Annotated in this window: 16 protein-coding genes; 13 read left to right on the forward strand and 3 right to left on the reverse strand. The window is 72.5% G+C overall.

Going from position 1 to position 17,064, the window contains the following annotated elements:
• Positions 1–247 precede the first annotated feature (247 nt).
• The 8 genes from D0T12_RS19965 (at position 248) to D0T12_RS20000 (ending at position 8,901) form a co-directional block, all read left to right on the forward strand.
• Complete coding sequence (locus D0T12_RS19965; RefSeq protein ID WP_117401172.1) at positions 248–1,639, forward strand: antibiotic biosynthesis monooxygenase; 1,392 nt, start codon at positions 248–250, stop codon at positions 1,637–1,639.
• A gap of 47 nt (positions 1,640–1,686) precedes the next feature.
• Positions 1,687–1,932, forward strand: a complete 246-nt coding sequence (locus D0T12_RS19970) for a glutaredoxin family protein (RefSeq protein ID WP_117401579.1) — start codon at positions 1,687–1,689, stop codon at positions 1,930–1,932.
• A gap of 269 nt (positions 1,933–2,201) precedes the next feature.
• A complete protein-coding gene (locus tag D0T12_RS19975) occupies positions 2,202–2,945 on the forward strand; it encodes a redox-sensing transcriptional repressor Rex (protein ID WP_117401173.1) in 744 nt (247 codons plus the stop codon).
• A gap of 49 nt (positions 2,946–2,994) precedes the next feature.
• The gene (locus tag D0T12_RS19980; protein ID WP_117401174.1) at positions 2,995–4,494 is read left to right on the forward strand and encodes a glutamyl-tRNA reductase; all 1,500 of its coding nucleotides are present in this window, start codon (positions 2,995–2,997) and stop codon (positions 4,492–4,494) included.
• Positions 4,491–5,453 carry a hydroxymethylbilane synthase gene (hemC, locus tag D0T12_RS19985; RefSeq protein WP_117401175.1) on the forward strand — a complete coding sequence of 321 codons (963 nt, stop codon included), beginning with the start codon at positions 4,491–4,493 and terminating at the stop codon, positions 5,451–5,453. Before D0T12_RS19980 ends, hemC begins: the two co-directional genes overlap by 4 nt.
• Complete coding sequence (locus D0T12_RS19990; RefSeq protein ID WP_407642098.1) at positions 5,450–7,096, forward strand: bifunctional uroporphyrinogen-III C-methyltransferase/uroporphyrinogen-III synthase; 1,647 nt, start codon at positions 5,450–5,452, stop codon at positions 7,094–7,096. The genes hemC and D0T12_RS19990 overlap by 4 nt, the downstream gene beginning before the upstream one ends.
• 32 nt (positions 7,097–7,128) lie before the next feature.
• A complete protein-coding gene (gene hemB, locus D0T12_RS19995; protein ID WP_117401176.1) occupies positions 7,129–8,133 on the forward strand; it encodes a porphobilinogen synthase in 1,005 nt (334 codons plus the stop codon).
• Positions 8,134–8,238: 105 nt separating this feature from the next.
• A complete protein-coding gene (locus D0T12_RS20000) occupies positions 8,239–8,901 on the forward strand; it encodes a bifunctional DNA primase/polymerase (protein WP_117401177.1) in 663 nt (220 codons plus the stop codon).
• A 39-nt stretch (positions 8,902–8,940) separates the two neighbouring features.
• On the opposite strand, the gene D0T12_RS20005 is transcribed toward D0T12_RS20000, so the two are convergent.
• Positions 8,941–10,665, reverse strand: a complete 1,725-nt coding sequence (locus D0T12_RS20005; RefSeq protein WP_117401178.1) for a serine/threonine-protein kinase — start codon at positions 10,663–10,665, stop codon at positions 8,941–8,943.
• Between the two features lie 109 nt (positions 10,666–10,774).
• Here D0T12_RS20005 and hemL point away from each other — a divergent pair, with 109 nt between their 5' ends.
• The gene (hemL, locus tag D0T12_RS20010; protein ID WP_117401179.1) at positions 10,775–12,070 is read left to right on the forward strand and encodes a glutamate-1-semialdehyde 2,1-aminomutase; all 1,296 of its coding nucleotides are present in this window, start codon (positions 10,775–10,777) and stop codon (positions 12,068–12,070) included.
• Positions 12,071–12,098: 28 nt separating this feature from the next.
• Here hemL and D0T12_RS20015 read toward each other — a convergent pair whose 3' ends face one another.
• Positions 12,099–12,968: a dihydrodipicolinate synthase family protein gene (locus D0T12_RS20015; RefSeq protein ID WP_117401180.1), complete on the reverse strand. Its 870-nt coding sequence runs from the start codon at positions 12,966–12,968 to the stop codon at positions 12,099–12,101.
• A gap of 7 nt (positions 12,969–12,975) precedes the next feature.
• Positions 12,976–13,896: an EamA family transporter gene (locus tag D0T12_RS20020; RefSeq protein WP_117401181.1), complete on the reverse strand. Its 921-nt coding sequence runs from the start codon at positions 13,894–13,896 to the stop codon at positions 12,976–12,978.
• Between the two features lie 72 nt (positions 13,897–13,968).
• Here D0T12_RS20020 and D0T12_RS20025 point away from each other — a divergent pair, with 72 nt between their 5' ends.
• From D0T12_RS20025 to D0T12_RS20040, 4 genes are all read left to right on the forward strand, one after another.
• Positions 13,969–14,895, forward strand: a complete 927-nt coding sequence (locus tag D0T12_RS20025; protein WP_117401182.1) for a LysR family transcriptional regulator — start codon at positions 13,969–13,971, stop codon at positions 14,893–14,895.
• 87 nt (positions 14,896–14,982) lie between these two features.
• Positions 14,983–15,621, forward strand: a complete 639-nt coding sequence (locus tag D0T12_RS20030) for a histidine phosphatase family protein (protein ID WP_117401183.1) — start codon at positions 14,983–14,985, stop codon at positions 15,619–15,621.
• Between the two features lie 64 nt (positions 15,622–15,685).
• The gene (locus D0T12_RS20035) at positions 15,686–16,273 is read left to right on the forward strand and encodes a TlpA family protein disulfide reductase (RefSeq protein ID WP_117401184.1); all 588 of its coding nucleotides are present in this window, start codon (positions 15,686–15,688) and stop codon (positions 16,271–16,273) included.
• Positions 16,274–16,319: 46 nt separating this feature from the next.
• Positions 16,320–17,063, forward strand: a complete 744-nt coding sequence (locus D0T12_RS20040; protein ID WP_117401185.1) for a cytochrome c biogenesis CcdA family protein — start codon at positions 16,320–16,322, stop codon at positions 17,061–17,063.
• Position 17,064: the final 1 nt, after the last annotated feature.

Raw genomic sequence — 17,064 nt, forward strand, 5'->3', positions numbered from 1 at the left:
AGTTCTCCTCGGGGCGTACGCGACCTCCGGCGTGATTTGCCACTCTAGATACCGAGAGGTACGCGAGGCAATGGCGGACGCCGCCCAATGGCGTCCGGGGGCGTCCGGCGGTGTCCGGTCGCGGCCAGCGGCGTGTGCGAGCAGGCGGGAAGCAGGGCGGAAGCGGCGTCCGGGTGAATGTCCACCGGACACGTTCACCCGGACGCGGTTACCTCTCCGCCTCCCGCATCGGGCACCATGGGGCGCGATGGTCGATGCTCTGCTCGCGATCCTTGCGGCCCTGGGTGCCTTACTGGCCACCGGGTTGCTGGTTTCGCGTGCCTCCAAGGAACGGCTGCTCTACCTCATCGCCTGGTCCTTCACCCAGGTCGGGCTGTCGTTGGCGCTGCTGTCCATGGGGGTCGGCTTTCTCGCGGGGTTCAACGGCCTGTTCTTCCGCGTCATGGAGCTGGGCGCCGCGCTGATCGGGCCGGTCTGGCTCGCGCTTGGCATGATCGAGCTGATCGCACGGTACGTCCAGGTGCGGTTCGCGGGCTGGCTGTTCGCGATCTCCTACACGGTCGTCGCGACCGTCATCCTCATCCTCGACCCGCTCAAGGGCAGGCTGACCAAGGACCTGCCCAAGCCGGGCTCCACCTACGACGCGCTGCCGCTGCTGCTGATCGACGGCGCGCACGTCGTCGCGGTGATCGCGCTCGTGGGATGCACCGGGGTCACCGCGTGGCTGGCGAGCCGGCGGGACCGGGAGGCCGGCGAGCTGCTCATCCCCGTCGCGCTGGTCGCGCTCGCCGGTGTGCTGGTGGTCAGCGGCACCCGCGGGTTCCTGCCCGCGCCGATCGCGGTGATCGCGCTCGGCGGCGCGGCCGGGCTCGTCTGGTACGGCGCCATGCGCACGATCCCGGTGTACGAGGACGAGGACGGCTACGAGGACTATGACGAGTACGACGACCGGAACGACTACAAGGACGAATATCGGGAGGAACCCGTGACCGGGTACGAGGAGCAGGGCTACACACCACCGCGGCACGAGCCCGTCCCGGCTCCGCCCCCGCAGCCGGACCCGAGGCGCGGGGAGCTGCGGTTCCCCGACCCGGTGCCGCCGGCCGCTCCGGTGCCGCCGCCCGCTCCGGCCGAGGAGCTGCGCTTCCCCACCGAACCGGCGGAGGAGTTCCGCTTCCCGGGCGACCCGGCGGGCCCGACCGCCGTGGACGGCGTCGACCTGTTCGGCGGGTCCGTGGGCGCCGTCGGCGTTCCCGAGCAGGCGCCTCCGGCCCCGCAGCCGAGGCGGGCGATGGGCGGCGAGCTGTTGGGCGCCTGCGGCCAGATCACCGTCTACACGCTGCTGGACGGTCGCGAGGAGGCCTTCGACCGGCTCGCCACCGACCTGGTGAAGGCCGCCCTGGTCGCCGAGCCCGAAACGATGATCTTCGCCTGCCACGAGGTGGTGGGCAGCCCGACCCAGCGGATCTTCTACCAGCTGTTCCGCAACGACGCGGCGTTCGCGGCGCATCGCCAGCAGCCGCACCTGCAACGGTTCCTGGCGGAGTCGCGCACGCACGTCCTGACCACCAACGTGATCGAGCTGCGGCTCGGCCCCGCCAAGGTGCCGCTGCCCGCGCCGGAGTTCCCCGGGAGGTGACGGACGTGACGGACGGCGTGACCGGCGGCGACGGCGGCGACGGGATCATGATCACGCTGCTGGGGAAGCCGGGCTGCCATCTGTGCGACGACGCCCGCGCGGTGATCGAGCGGGTCGCCCGTGACCTGGACGTCCCGTGGGAGGAACGCGACATCACCCGGTCGGAGCGGGACACCGAGCTGTATTGGGAGCAGATCCCGGTCACGCTGATCAACGGTGTCCAGCACGACTTCTGGCGGGTCGACGAGCAACGCCTCCGCGACGCCGTCAGGGCCCTGCGCTCCTCACTCTGATCACACCCCGACCGAATGTCTGGTCGGTCACATCCGGGCGCCGACCGGGCCGCGCGCCGGGCCCGGGAAGTCCCTGCTGGCACGGGCCTTTCGTGATCACGGTCGGCCCGGCCGCGGACCGTGTCACCGGACCCGACTTTGTGCGCGTGTTCACAAGGGCTAACCTGGAGGACAGCCCCGGAGCGGTCGGGTCGCGGCCGTCCGGCCCGTGCGAGCCGAGGCGCGGGGCCCGCGCGCCCCGTCCCCAGCGTCGAGCCGAAGAGCAGGCCGTGACATCTCGACAGAACCGCCAACGCGACCGCGCGGGCCGCGGCATCCCCGAAGCCACCGTGGCGCGGCTGCCGGTGTACCTGCGGGCCCTCACCGGGCTCCAGGAGCGCGGCGTCGCGACCGTGTCGTCCGAGGAACTCGCCGCGGCCGCCGGAGTCAACTCGGCCAAGCTCCGCAAGGACCTGTCCCACCTGGGCTCGTATGGGACGCGCGGCGTCGGGTACGAGGTCGAGTACCTCGTCTACCAGATCTCCCGGGAACTCGGCCTCACCCAGGACTGGGTCGTGGCGATCATCGGTGTGGGTAACCTGGGCCGTGCGTTGGCGGGCTATGGCGGTTTCGCCTCCCGCGGCTTCCGCGTGGCGGGCCTGCTCGACGCGGACGACTCCATCGTCGGCCAGGACATCGCCGGGATGACGGTGGGGCACATCGACCGGCTGGAGGACATCATCGCGGACCACGGCGTCTCCATCGCCGTGATCGCGACCCCCGCGGGCGCGGCCCAGGGGGTGTGCGATCGCGTCGTCGCCGCGGGCGTGACCAGTGTCCTGAACTTCGCGCCGGTCGTGCTGACGGTCCCCGACGGGGTCGACGTGCGCAAGGTCGACCTGTCCATCGAGCTGCAGATCCTCGCGTTCCACGAGCAGCGCAAGGCCGGGGGCCCCGACGGTCTCGCCTCCCTGGCCGGGGGCGACGGACCGCCCGGCACCAAGCAGTACGTGGAGACGGTCGTCGAGGCATGAGGGAAGCGAAGCGCCGGGTCACGCGCCCGGGACACGCGGGAGGCAGTCCGTGAGCATTCTGGTCGTGGGGCTCAGCCACCGGAGCGCGCCCGTGACGGTGCTGGAGCGGGCGGCGGTGGCCGGGGACGACCTGGTGAAGTTGCTGCGCGCGGTGCACGCGTCCCCGAACGTCGCCGAGGCCGCGATCGTCTCGACGTGCAACCGGGTCGAGATCTACGCGGTGGTCGACCGGTTCCACGGCGGAGTCTCGGCGATCTCCGAGCTGCTGGCCCTGCACTCCGGGGTCCCGATGGACGACCTGACACGGCACCTGTACGTCCACTACGAGGAGCGGGCCGTCCAGCACGTGTTCGCCGTGGCGTGCGGGCTGGAGTCGATGGTCGTCGGCGAGGGGCAGATCCTCGGGCAGATCCGGCAGGCGTTCCGCGTCGCGCAGGAGGAGGGCACGCTCGGCCGCGACCTGCACGACGTCCTCCAGCAGTCGCTGCGCGTGGGCAAGCGCGCCCACCACGAGACGGGCATCGACAAGGCGGGCGCATCGCTGGTCGGCGTCGGCCTGGACGTGGCGACACGGTATCTCGGCCCGCTGGAGGGCGTCCGCGCGCTGGTGGTCGGCGCCGGTTCGATGAGCTCGCTCGCCGCGGCGACGCTGAGCCGCGCCGGGGCCCGCGAGGTCGTCGTGGCGAACCGGACTTACGAGCGGGCCGTGCGGCTGGCGGAGTCGCTGGACACGCCGTCCCGGGCCATCGAACTGGACGTGGTGGACTCCGCGATCCCCGACGCCGACCTGGTCGTCTCGTGCACCGGCGCGACCGGGCTGGTGCTGACGGCCGAGCGGCTCCAAGAACAGGGCGTCGGCGCCGACGGGCGGCGCCGCTTCTTCCTCGACCTGGCGTTGCCGCACGACATCGATCGGTCCGTCCGCGACCTGGCGGACGTCGGGCTGGCCGGGCTCGACGACCTGCGGACGGCGGAGGAGGCCGCGCACGCCATCGGCCCGGCGGCCGTCGAGGCCGTCCGGCGGATCGTCTGCGACGAGGTGGAGGCCTTCGTCGGCGCCGCCCGCGCCGCCGCCGTCGCGCCGACGGTCGTCGCGCTGCGGAGCATGGCCGCCGGCGTCGTCGAGGCCGAGTTGTCCCGTCTGACGGGACGGGTGCCCGAGATGGACGACCGCGCCCGCAAGGAGATCGAGCACACCGTCCGGCGGGTGGTCGACAAGTTGCTGCACGCGCCGACCGTCCGGGTCAAGGAGCTGGCGGCGGCGCCGGGCGGCGACTCCTACGCCGACGCGCTCCGCGAGCTGTTCGACCTCGACCCCAAGGCCCCGGAGGCGGTGGCCCGCGCCGACATGCGCGACGAGACGATGGGGTGGAGCGCTCCCGCACATACGGCCGTGGACTGCGCCGAAGCCGACTGTGTGAGCACGATGCCGTCCGGCCCGGACGGTCAGGGCGTGACGACCGTACAAGACGTGAACGCGCAAGCCGCGAACGTCCGGGCGGTGAGCACCCGTGAGTCCGTGGCCGGGCGCGAAGGAGACGAGGGATGAGCGGAGAAGAGAGCGCGGAAGCGGCCCGGGAGGGGAGCCCGCTCGGCGCGGGCACGCGCCCGCTGCGCCTCGGCACGCGCAAGAGCCTGATGGCCATGACACAGTCCCAGCAGGTCGCGGACGCGTTGACGGCGCGGACCGGGCATGCCGTGGAGCTGGTCGGGGTAACGACGCAGGGTGATGTCTCCAAGGCCCTGCTCGCCCAGATCGGTGGGACGGGGGTCTTCGTCAACGCCCTCCGCGACAGGGTGCTGTCCGGCGAGGTGGACTTCGCTGTGCACTCGCTGAAGGACCTGCCGACGTCCGAGTCCCCGGGAATCGCCCTCGCCGCGACCCCCCTTCGCGACGACCCGCGCGACGCCCTGTGCGGTCCCGCCAAGCTCGCCGATCTGCCGCGCGGGGCCCGTATCGGCACCGGCTCGGCACGCCGGGCCGCGCAGCTGCGCGCGATGCGTCCCGACCTCGAGATCGTCCCGATCCGCGGCAACGCCGACACCCGGCTCCGCAAGGTCGCCGACGGTGAGGTGGACGCGGTCGTCCTCGCGTACGCCGGCCTGAAGCGGATCCGCCGACTGGACGCGGTCGCCGAGGTCTTCGAGGCCGACCAGATGCTGCCCGCCCCCGGGCAGGGCGCGCTCGCCCTCGAATGCCGCGCCGACCGCGCCGACCTTCGGGCGCTGCTGGAAACCGTCGACGACCCCGCGACCAGGCGCGCCGTCACCGCGGAGCGGACGGTGCTGGCCGTGCTGGAGGGCGGGTGCTCCGCGCCCGTGGGTGCGTACTCGGTCGAATTTGATGAAAGGCTCCACCTGACGGCGACCGTCGTGTCCTACGACGGGAGTCGCCAGTTGAGGCTGTCCGCAAGCGGCCACCCGGATGACGCCGAACGGCTCGGACGCGATCTCGCGAACCGGCTGCTCGCGCAGGGGGCCGACCAGTTGATAGGGGAGCGCGATTGAGCCCCGCCGCGAAGAGCACGATTCCAGCGGGCACGGCGCCGCCGGTCGGCGCCGGTTCGGCCACGAGTTCAGAGGACCCCGCGGGCACGGCCGCCGAGCACGGCCGGGTCGCCATCGTCGGGATGGGGCCTGGTGATCCCGGCCTGTTGACGCTCCGCGCCGCCGCCGAGCTGGAGCGCGCGGACACGGTCATCGTGAGCCGCGCCCACTGCCCGCCCGAGATCCTGGCGCACTGCCGTCCCGACGTGGAGATCATCGATTCGGCGGACGGCGACCCGGTGCAGCACGCCCGGCGCGCGGCGCGCGAGGGACGGCGGGTCGTACGGCTGCTGTGGGGCGACCCGGGGCTGGCGTGCGGGCTGGCCGACGAGGGCGGCGCGCTGGCACAGGCCGGTGTCCCGTTCGAGGTGGTCCCAGGCGTGTCCGCCGTGACGGGCGTGCCGGGGTACGCGGGCATCCCGCTCACCGACGCCGACAACCGCGAGGTCAGGGTCGTGGACGTCGCGCGGGGCGGGGTCGACTGGGAGCGGTTCGCCGCCCCCGGCGCCACCCTCGTGATCCTCAACGCGGAGAACGCGGTCGGGGAGGTGTGCAAGAGCCTCGTCGCCGCGGGCCGGCCCGACTCGACGCCCGCCGCGATGACGAGCCACGGCACCACCACCGAGCAGGAGACCGTGGTGTCGACGCTGCAGAAGCTGGCGTCCGACACCAAGGGCATGGAGTCGCCCGCGCTGATCATCGTCGGGGACGTGGTGGGCTGGCGCGACCGGCTGTCCTGGTTCGAGACGAAGCCGCTGTTCGGCTGGCGGGTCCTGGTGCCGCGGACGAAGGAGCAGGCCGCGTCGCTGTCGGACCAGCTGCGCGCTTACGGGGCCGTCCCCGACGAGGTCCCGACGATCTCCGTCGAGCCGCCGCGCACCCCGCAGCAGATGGACCGCGCCGTGAAGGGCCTGGTCACGGGCCGGTACGAGTGGGTGGTGTTCACCTCCACCAACGCGGTCAGGGCCGTCCGGGAGAAGCTCGTCGACTACGGGCTCGACGCCCGCGCGTTCGCCGGGTTGAAGGTCGCCGCCGTCGGTGAGCAGACCGCCGCCGCGCTCGTCGAGTTCGGCGTCCAGCCGGATCTGACGCCGTCCGGGGAGCAGTCCGGCGAGGGCCTCGCCCGGGAGTGGCCGCCCTACGACGAGGACCTCGACCCCATCAACCGGGTGCTGCTGCCGCGCGCCGACATCGCGACCGACGTGCTGATCGCCCGGCTGACGGAGCTCGGCTGGGAGTGCGACGACGTCACCGCGTACCGCACGGTGCGCGCCGCGCCGCCGCCCGCGCCGATCCGTGAGGCGATCAAGGGCGGCGGGTTCGACGCCGTGCTGTTCACCTCGTCGTCCACGGTGAAGAACCTGATCGGCATCGCCGGCAAGCCGCACAAGGTGACGGTCATCGCCGTGATCGGTCCGCAGACGGCGAAGACGGCGGAGGAGTACGGGCTCCGCGTCGACGTCATGGCCGAGAAGCCGTCGGCGGCGGCGCTGGCGGAGGCCCTCGCCGAGTACGGCACCCGGTGGCGGGCCAGCCGGGCCGAGGCGGGGGAGCCGCCCCGCAAACCCAGCCAGATGCGTCGCGGCGCCCGCCGCCGCAGGTGAGGCGATCCGCCGCGAGGAACGGGGAGAAGAACATGTCCGCTCAGTTTCCGGTCGCGCGGCCGCGGCGGCTGCGGCGCACGCCCGCCCTGCGCCGGATGGTGGCCGAGACCCGGCTCGACCCGGCCGACCTGGTGCTGCCGATGTTCGTCAAGGAGGGCATCGCCGAACCGCAGCCCGTCTCGTCCATGCCGGGCGTCGTCCAGCACACGCGCGACAGCCTGCGCAAGGCCGCGCACGAGGCGGCCGAGGCGGGCGTCGGCGGGATCATCCTGTTCGGCGTTCCGGCCGTGAAGGACGGCACCGGCTCCGCCGCCGACGACCCGGACGGCATCGTCCAACTCGCCCTGCGCGACCTGACGTCCGACCTCGGCGACGCCACCGTGATCATGACGGACCTGTGCCTGGACGAGTACACCGACCACGGGCACTGCGGCGTCCTCACCGCGGCCGGCGAGATCGACAACGACGCGACGCTGGAGCGGTACGCCGCCATCGCGCTCGCGCAGGCCGCGGCGGGCTCCGCGGTCGTCGGCCCGAGCGGCATGATGGACGGCCAGGTCGCCGCGATCCGCGCGGCGCTCGACGGCGCGGGCCACACCGACGTCGCGATCATGGCGTACTCGGCGAAGTACGCGTCGGCGTACTACGGCCCGTTCCGTGAGGCCGCCGAGTGCGCGCCCCAGTTCGGTGACCGGTCCACCCACCAGCAGGACCCGGCCAACGCCGACGAGGCCGTCCGCGAGGTGCTCCTCGACCTCGACGAGGGCGCCGACATGGTCATGGTGAAGCCCGCGGGCGCCTACCTCGACATCATCCGCCGGATTCGTGACAGCGTGCACGTCCCCGTCGTCGCCTACCAGGTGAGCGGCGAGTACGCGATGATCGAGGCCGCCGCCGAGAAGGGCTGGATCGACCGCACCAGGACGATCATGGAGTCGCTGCTGTCGATCCGCCGCGCCGGCGCCGACATCACCCTCACCTACTGGGCCACCGAGGCGGCCAGGATTCTTCGGGCGTCGAACGTTCGGGATGTCTAGTCACTTGGGGTCGTTTCGGGGGGTTGCCGTGTCGGCACCCACCCGCGCCGGGCATCATCGGTAGCCAGGAACCCACGTTCGACCTTGGGGTATTAGGGGGCGGAGATGCTGGCTGTCTCGGGGAACAGGCGGTTGAGGGCGGCGCGCGACCGGATGGCCTCGGCCGCGCGGGAGTACGCCGAACTCGGCTGGCCCTGCTTTCCCGGCGCGCATCCGCCGAAAACCGGTGTCCGCAAGGGCGGTGACCGGGCGTGTTCGTGTGACCGGATCGGCTGTCCCGACCCGGGCGCGCATCCGGTGTCGGCGGCCTGGGCGCACCAGGCCACCGTGGACTCCGCCGTCATCGGACGGTGGTGGTCCGAACGTCCGCAGGCCAACATCATTCTGCCGACCGGGCGGGTCTTCGACGTGTTCGACGTCCCCGCCGCCGCGGGCGCCGCCGCCCTCGACCGGATCGACCGCGACGACCTGCCCGTGGGGCCGGTCGCGTCGTTCGGCGGCGACCGGCACCTGTTCTTCGTCGCGACCCGCGGCGCCCCGGTCGACGAGGACGAGTGGTGGTCCTGCCACCTCGACTGCTTCCCGGAGGACGTCCTGGAGACCCCCGGCATGCGGTGGCACTGCCGGGACAGCTACGTCACCGCGCCGCCGTCCCGGCTCCCGTCGGGGCGTGAGGTCGCCTGGCTGAGGCCCCCGGCGGCCGGGCCGCTCCCCGACCCGCTCCGACTCCTCGAAGTCCTCGCCGACAGCTGCGACACCGCAAGCTGATACGACACCGCTACTGATACGACACCGCCGGTTGACCGGTTACGGCGCGTTGGCGGGCGCCTGGATGGCGGGCTTGCGGCCCCATCCGGTGTAGGAGCCGCGCAGCATCTGGTTGCGGCCATTCTCCGCCCCGGCACGGACCCAGAACTTGATGGGACGGTGCTCCGCGTCGAGCTTGACGGCGAACGCGATCTCCTGGGCGCCGGTCGCCTGCGCCATCCGCGAGTACATGGGCCCGACGCCGGGGCTCCGCGCCAGCGCCGCGGCCGGGGCCGCACCCTCGTAGATCACGCCGGACCTGTTCGACGTGGTCTGCCTGAGCTTCGTCGCCGACCGCAGCAGCGCGGTCAGGTTCACCACCGAGCTGCCGGCGCGCACCTGGTCGGCCAGCGCCGGGTAGCCGCGCCCGCCCAGCGGCGACGACCTCCACGTCTTCCCGGCGCGGACATAGAGCCGGTTCTGGACGATCACGGCCCGGACCGGTTTGCGGGCCGCTCCCGTCCCCGACAGCGTCAGCGTGTAGGACGGCGGCCCGCCGGGGACCACGCCGAGCGTTCCCTTGCCTGCGACGGGGAAGCCGCAGCAGCCCGACTGCCGGTAGGTGAACAGGGCGCCGGGCGCCTGCGTGACGGCCTGGTCGATCCGTGCGATGAGCGGCCCCGGGTCGACGCCCCCGGCGGGCAGCGTCGGCTGCGGGCTGCTGACCTGCTGCGCCGACGTCGGTTCCGCCGGAGGTTCCTTCGCGTCGCCCGTCAGCAGCGTCGCGGCGCTGATCCCCGCGATGACGACGGCGAGGGCGGCGATGGCGGGGACGGCCCACCGCGTCCGGGAGCCCGCCCCTCTGGCTCCGGAGGCGACGATCGGGTTGCGTCCGCTGCTGCGGGCCGGCTTGGGCTTCGGCGGTTCGGGCTGGAGGGCGGCCTGCGCGGCGAGTTCGGTGACGCGTCCGCGGCCCTGCGCCTCCCAGGACGGCCCGTACGCCGACACGGCCGCCTCCTCCAGGGCGGCGAGGTAGTCCGCGGCCGACGCCGGGCGCCGCTCGGGATCCTTCGCCAGGCCCCGGTGGATCAGGTCGCGCAGCGGGCCGGGGACCTCGTCGGCGGGGATCGGCGCCTCCCGGTGCAGCCGCGCCATGTTCCGTCCGGCGAACGGAGGCTGTCCGGTGAGGCACTCGTAGAACACCGCGGTGGCCGCGTACAGGTCGGTGGCGACGGTGACGGACGCGCCGTCCCACAGTTCGGGTGCCGCGTACGGCGGACCGGACTGCGCCACCGTCCCGGCGGACGAGGTGCCGAAGTCGGTGAGCCGCGCGTTGCCCTCCCCGTCGATCATGATGTTGCCCGGCCGGAGCGCGCCATGGACGAACACGGCGTGCTCGTGCACCGCCGCGAGGCCGAGGAGCACCCCGCCGAACAGGGACAGGGCCGCGAGCGGTCCGGTGGGGCCCTGCACGGCGAGGACGTGCCGCAGGCTGACGCCCTCGACGTACTGCATCACGATCGCGGCGCCGTCCGGGGTCTCCACGAAGTCGTACAGGTCGACGACGTTGGGGTCCTCAAGCTGGGACAGGCTCCGCGCGGCGGTGCGGAACCGCGTCAGGAACACCTCGTCGGCGCACAGCGCGCCGTCGAGGTACTTGATCGCGACCTTGGTACTCGTCAGGTCGTCGACCGCGAGCACCACCCGGCCCGTGGCGCCGTCACCCAGCTCCCGCCCGTGGGTGAAGCCCGGGACCGTCCAGCCGTTGACCACCGTGAAAGCCATCCCCCTCCGATTACGCCCGCCCGGCGTCGATGCCGTACTTGGTGGAATATCGGCCCGTACCCGGCGAGGTCAAGGCAAGTCGCCGAACTGCAACTGAGAGACTGAACCGGTGACTGGTATTGATCTCTCTCAGCAGTGGTTCGATCGTGCCGTCGATGTGGTCCCCGGGGGGGTGAACTCGCCGGTTCGGGCGTTCGGCGCCGTCGGCGGGACGCCCCGTTTCATGGCGTCCGGGCGCGGCCCGTACCTGACGGACGCGGACGGCACCGAGTACGTCGACCTGGTCTGCTCGTGGGGTCCGATGATCCTCGGTCACGCGCATCCGGCCGTCGTGGCGGCGGTGCGGGACGCGGCGGGACGCGGCACCTCCTACGGGGCGCCGACGCCCGGGGAGGTCGAGCTGGCCGAGGAGATCGTGGCGCGGACCCCGGTGGAGCGGGTCAGGCTGGTCAACTCCGGCACCGAGGCGACGATGTCGGCGATCCGGCTGGCGCGCGGCTTCACCGGACGCACCAAGATCGTGAAGTTCGCGGGCTGCTACCACGGGCACGTGGACTCGCTGCTCGCCGCGGCGGGCTCCGGCGTGGTCACGTTCGGGCTGCCCGACACCCCCGGCGTGACCGGCGCGACCACAGCGGACACGCTGATCCTGGCGTACAACGACGTCGCGGCCCTGGAGACGGCGTTCCACGAGCACGGCGCCGACATCGCCTGCGTCATCGCCGAGGCCGTGCCGTGCAACATGGGCGTGGTGCCGCCCCTGTCGGGCTTCAACGCGCTGCTGAAGCGGCTCTGCGAGAGGTACGGCGCCCTGCTCGTGCTCGACGAGGTGCTCACGGGTTTCCGGGCGTCGAGGTCCGGATGGTTCGGGATCGAGGGCGTGGCGGGCGACCTGATGACGTTCGGGAAGGTGATGGGCGGCGGGCTGCCCGCCGCCGCGTTCGGCGGACGCGCCGACGTCATGGACCAGCTCGCCCCCGCCGGACCCGTCTACCAGGCGGGCACCCTGTCGGGGAACCCGCTCGCCACCGCCGCCGGGCTCGCCACGCTGCGGCACGCGACCGACGAGGTGTACGCGGCGGTCGACCGGGCGGCGGAGATCGTGTCCAAGGCCGTGTCGGAGGCACTGACCCGGGAGGGCGTCCCGCATTCGGTGCAGAACGCGGGCAACCTCTTCTCGGTGTTCTTCGCCGACGGGGCCGTGGGCGACTTCGCCGCCGCGCAACGTCAGGACGTCAGGGCGTACGCCGCGTTCTTCCACGCGGCGCTGGAACGTGGCGTGTACCTGCCGCCGTCCGCCTACGAGGTGTGGTTCCTGTCCGCGGCGCACGACGAGGAGGCGCTGGGACGCGTTCTGGACGCCCTCCCGCACGCCGCCCGAGCCGCCGCCAGGTCGGCCGCCTGACGACGTCGGGACGGCCGCCTGACGCCGCCTAGACGACGCGGAAGGCACGCAGGGCGGCGGTGACGGACTCGGAGCGCGGCGCGTGCAGCGGCGCGCGCACCGCCGGGCTGTCGATCAGGCCCTCCTCGGCCAGACATGCCTTGAGGACGGACGGCGACGGTTCACCGAACAGCGCCTCCACCATCGGAAGCAACGCGTTGTGGATCGCCAGTCCCCGCGCCGCGTCGCCGTGCCGGACCGCGCGGTCCATCGCGGCGTAGGCGGCGGGCGCGAGGCAGGCGGACGCGGCGACGCCGCCGGACGCGCCGAGCTGGAGCATCGGATAGATGTACATGTCGTCACCGCACAGGATTCCCTGACCCGCGCCGGCGGCCAGCAGGGCGATGGTGTCGGCGTCGATGGCGCCCGCGCACTGCTTCACGCCGGTCACGCAGTCGAGCGCGAGGATCTTGAGGAGCGTGTCGGCACCGAGCTGCTTTCCCGTCCGGTAGGGGATGTTGTAGGGGATTAGCGGGACGTCCACGGCAGCGGCCACGGCCGCGAAATGGTCGACGACGGCGTCGTCGGACGGGCGCAGGTAGTACGGGACGACGACGAGCAGCGCGTCCGCCAGCGGGGCGCGTTCCCGGGCCTGCCGGATCGAGTCCTCGGTGCCCATCGTCCCGGCGCCGACGATGAGCGGCGTTCCGTACGTGATCGAGACGGCGCGGCACACCTCCAGCACCGTCCGCTGCTCGGCGGCGCCCAGCAGCGCCGCCTCGCCGGTCGTGCCCAGCGCGACCAGACCCTCCGCGCCGTTCTCCAGGCAGTGCACGGCGAGCCGTTCGAGCGACTTGGCGTCCACCTCGCCGGAGTGGCTGGAGAACGGCGTCACGAGCGATGCGTAGATTCCGCGCATCGATCTCTCACCTCGTTTCGACGGGTTGTGGGTCGGGCGGCACCAGTTCCACGCGGGGCCGCGGCCGGACGCTCCCCGCGGCGACACCCGCGATGATCAGAGCCGCGGCGACGAGCCGGGGCGCGTCCACGTGCTCGCCGAGCAGCAGGGCGGCCGAGACCAGCCCGAACGGCGGGACGAGCAGCGAGTACATGGCGACCGTGCTGGCCTCGTACCGGCGGATCAGCCATCCCCACACGCCGAAGCCGAACAGCGTGGAGATGTAGGCGATGTACGCGAGCGAGCCGAGCCCGGTCGGAGAGAGGTCGCGCGCCGCGTCCGGCAGGGCACCCGGCCCCTCGAAGATCAGCGACAGGGCGAGCAGCGGCAGCGGCGGCACCAGCGACACCCACACCATGAACCCGAACGCGTCGATCGGGCCCGAGGCGGCCTGGTTCATCTGCCGCATCCCGATGTTCGCCAACCCCCAGCAGGCGGCGGCGCCGAGGCAGACGAGGAACGCGTCGACCGGACTGCCGCCCTCGGACTGCACCGTGCCGAGCAGCGCCACCCCGCCGAACGCGACGGCCATGCCCGCGATCTGCCGGGCGCCGAGCCGTTCGCGCAGCAGCAGCCCCGCGAACAGCGCCGTGAAGATCGCCTGGACCTGGAGGACGACCGACGCCAAGCCCGCGGGCATGCCCATCCGCATGCCGAGGAACAGCAGCCCGAACTGCCCCACGCCGAGCGGAAGGCCGACCAGGACGAGCCAGCGCACCGGAACGGGCGGGCGCCGTACGAAGAACACGGCGGGCACCGCCGCGAGGACGAAGCGCAACGCGGCCATCAGCAGCGGCGGGACGTCTTCCAGAGCCCAGTGGATGGGCACGAAGTTGAAGCCCCACAGCGCCGCGATCAGGGTCGCCAGCAGGACATGGCGCAAACTCATAACTTGATCGTGAGGAAACACTTGCTTAAGGACAAGCGAGAACTTCTTGACACCTCGATTTAGTATTGCTTCATGCTTGATCTGGAACGGCTGCGCGCGCTGCACTCCGTCGCGACCTACGGCTCGGTCAGCGCGGCCGCCGACGTCCTGCACGTGACCACCTCGGCGGTCTCCCAGCAGCTGGCGAAGCTGGAGCGGGAGACCGGCCAGAAGCTTCTCGAACGCAACGGCCGCGGCGTCCGTCTCACCGACGCCGCCGAACTGCTCGTCGCCCACGCCGAGCGGATCCTGTCGCTCGTCGAGCAGGCGCAGGCCGACCTGGAGGCCCACCGCGGCTCCGTCGTCGGGCAGCTCACCGTGGCCGCGTTCCCCACCGCGATCCGCGGGCTCATGCCCGCGGCGCTGCGCTCGCTCGGCGCCGACCACCCCGACCTGCGCGTGCAGGCCATCGAGGAGGACCCGATGCGCAGCATGCCGCTGGTGTCGCGCGGCGACTACGACATGGCCGTCGTGCAGGACTGGAACAACGACCCCCTGCCGCTGCCCGAGGGCCTGCACAAGGGCGTCATCTGCGACGACGTCGCGGACGTGGCGGTCCCGGCGTCCCATCCGCTCGCCGGGCGCGACACCGTCGACCTGAAGGAACTGGCCGGCGACCCGTGGATCAGCTCCTCGCCGGACAGCATCTGCTGCCACTGGCTGCTGCGGACGCTGCGCGCCGTCGACAGCGAACCCCGGATCGACCACATGGCCTACGAGTTCGCCACGCAGCTCGCCCTCGCCGCCGCCGGTCTCGGCAACGTCATCCTGCCGCGCCTCGGCCGCTGCGACGTCCCGCCCGGCGTGGTGATCCTGCCGCTGGCGGCGCCGCTGTCGCGCCGCGTGTACGCGGTCTGGCGCGAGGAGGCCGCCCGCCGTCCCGCGATCCGCGCCGCCGTCACCGCGCTGCGCGCCGCCGTCCCCGCCGACATTCCCGCCGTCGCGCCCGTGCCGCGCTGACCGTGCCCGCGGGGAGACGAAGCGCACGTCGCCAAGGGCATGGTCGGTGGATAAGTGGAGGCAGGGGCGTAGGTAATCTGACGAGCGATGACCGAGAAGACGATCGTTCACCTGTTGCGGCACGGTGAGGTGCACAACCCCCAGGGGATCCTGTACGGGCGGCTGCCCGGCTACCGCCTGAGCGAGGACGGCGTCCTCATGGCGAAGGCCGCCGCGAAATGGTTCTCCGACCGGGACGTGGCCGCCCTGTTCTCCTCACCGATGCAGCGGGCCCTGGAGACGGCCGCGCCCCTGGCCGACGCGTTCGACCTGCCCGTGACGGTGGACGACCGGCTGATCGAGGCCGGCAACCACTTCGAGGGGCTGACGTTCGGGGCCGGGCCCGGTTCGCTGCGCCGCCCCGAGCACTGGCGGCACCTGGTCAACCCGTTCCGGCCGTCCTGGGGGGAGCCCTACAGGGAGCTCGCCGCCCGGATGCGCGGCGCCGTGATCAGGGCGCGGGAGGCGGCGCGCGGCCACGAGGCCGTCTGCATCAGCCACCAGCTGCCCATCTGGGTGCTGCGGCTGCACGCCGAACGACGCCGCCTCTGGCATCACCCGCAGCGGCGGGAATGCGGGCTGGCGAGCCTCACGAGCCTCACGTTCGAGGGCAGCCGACTGGTGGACGTCGCCTACTGTGAGCCCGCGGCCGGGATCGCGAAGGGCCCCAGTGTCGCGGGTGCCTGACCGCACCACTAGGTTGTGTACTACATCCTGTAGTAGCACATGGACGGTGAAGTAGGAGGGTCCGTTGAGCCCCCGAGTCTCCCCACCGCGCGCCCTCGTCGCCGTGGCGCTCTGCGGGCTGCTGGCCGGGTGCGCCGGGACCAGCGCCTCCGAGAACGGGCAGGGCGGCGACGACACGCGGTTCGTCTCCGGCGACGGCGCCCTGACCGAGTTCAAGCCCGGCGACCGTAAGAGCGTCCAGGGCGTCGGCGGTCAGCGCCTGGACGGGACGCCGGCCAGGCTCGCCGACCTCAAGGGCAAGGTCGTCGTCGTGAACTTCTGGGCGTCGTGGTGCGCGCCCTGCCGCGGCGAGGCGCCGTCCCTCCAGCAGGTGTACGACGAGAACAAGGCCAAGGGCGTCGAGTTCCTCGGCGTCAACTTCAAGGACTCCAAGGACAACGCGCTGGCGTTCGAGCGCCGGTTCAAGGTCACCTATCCGAGCCTGTTCGACGCCGACGGGCAGGTCACGCTGGCGTTCCGCGAGGTCCCGCCCAGCGCGATCCCGAGCACGCTCGTCCTCGACCGGCAGGGCCGCATCGCCGCCCGTGTCATCGGGGCGACGACGTTCTCGAAGCTGAACCCGCTGGTCACCAAGGTCCTCACGGAGAAATGAGCCGGTGAGCACGAGAGCATGAGCGCAGGATCATGAGCACGGGCACATGAGCGCCGTCACCGAGACGGTCGTCAGCGGGTCGCTGGTCGCGGCGGCGCCGCTGGCGGCGCTCGCCGGGCTCGTCTCGTTCGCCTCGCCGTGCGTCCTGCCGCTCGTGCCGGGCTACCTGTCGTACGTGACGGGCATGTCCGGCGCCGACCTCGCCGACCAGCGGCGCGGCCGGCTCCTCGCGGGCGCCGTGCTGTTCATCGCCGGGTTCAGCGTCGTGTTCGTCAGCTACGGCGCTGTCTTCGGCGGCCTCGGACGCTGGCTGCTGGAGTACCAGGATCCGATCACCCGCGTCCTCGGCGTCATCACGATCGTGTTCGGTCTCGCGTTCATGGGCCTCATCCCCGGGCTGCAACGAACCGTGAAGTCCAGTCGGCTGCCCGCGGCCGGGCTCGCGGGCGCGCCGCTGCTCGGCGTCCTGTTCGGGCTCGGCTGGACGCCGTGCATCGGCCCGACGCTCGGCGCGGTGCAGAGCCTCGCCGTCACCGAGGCCAGCGCCGGACGCGGCGCGCTGCTGTCACTGGCGTACTGCGCGGGGCTCGGCCTGCCGTTCATCGCCGCGGCGATCGCCTACCGCCGGGCGCTCGGTGCGTTCGGCGCGGTGAAACGCCACTACCCTCTGGTGATGCGGACCGGCGGCGGCATGCTCGTGCTCATCGGAGTGCTGCTGGTGAGCGGCCTGTGGGGCGACCTGACCATCGAGCTGAAGTCGTGGATCAGCGGCTTCCAACCCGTTATTTGAG

The sequence above is a fragment of the Actinomadura spongiicola genome, from assembly GCF_003432485.1.
Lineage (GTDB): Bacteria > Actinomycetota > Actinomycetes > Streptosporangiales > Streptosporangiaceae > Spirillospora > Spirillospora spongiicola.

What these genes read in the sequence shown, in the direction of transcription:
- D0T12_RS19965 (WP_117401172.1), top strand. Translation starts at nt 248, where the DNA reads ATGGTCGATGCTCTGCTCGCGATCCTTGCGGCCCTGGGTGCCTTACTG.
- D0T12_RS19970 (WP_117401579.1), top strand. Translation starts at nt 1,687, where the DNA reads ATGATCACGCTGCTGGGGAAGCCGGGCTGCCATCTGTGCGACGACGCC.
- hemC (WP_117401175.1), top strand. Translation starts at nt 4,491, where the DNA reads ATGAGCGGAGAAGAGAGCGCGGAAGCGGCCCGGGAGGGGAGCCCGCTC.
- hemB (WP_117401176.1), top strand. Translation starts at nt 7,129, where the DNA reads ATGTCCGCTCAGTTTCCGGTCGCGCGGCCGCGGCGGCTGCGGCGCACG.
- D0T12_RS20000 (WP_117401177.1), top strand. Translation starts at nt 8,239, where the DNA reads ATGCTGGCTGTCTCGGGGAACAGGCGGTTGAGGGCGGCGCGCGACCGG.
- D0T12_RS20005 (WP_117401178.1), bottom strand. Translation starts at nt 10,665, where the DNA reads ATGGCTTTCACGGTGGTCAACGGCTGGACGGTCCCGGGCTTCACCCAC.
- D0T12_RS20015 (WP_117401180.1), bottom strand. Translation starts at nt 12,968, where the DNA reads ATGCGCGGAATCTACGCATCGCTCGTGACGCCGTTCTCCAGCCACTCC.
- D0T12_RS20020 (WP_117401181.1), bottom strand. Translation starts at nt 13,896, where the DNA reads ATGAGTTTGCGCCATGTCCTGCTGGCGACCCTGATCGCGGCGCTGTGG.
- D0T12_RS20025 (WP_117401182.1), top strand. Translation starts at nt 13,969, where the DNA reads ATGCTTGATCTGGAACGGCTGCGCGCGCTGCACTCCGTCGCGACCTAC.
- D0T12_RS20030 (WP_117401183.1), top strand. Translation starts at nt 14,983, where the DNA reads ATGACCGAGAAGACGATCGTTCACCTGTTGCGGCACGGTGAGGTGCAC.
- D0T12_RS20040 (WP_117401185.1), top strand. Translation starts at nt 16,320, where the DNA reads ATGAGCGCCGTCACCGAGACGGTCGTCAGCGGGTCGCTGGTCGCGGCG.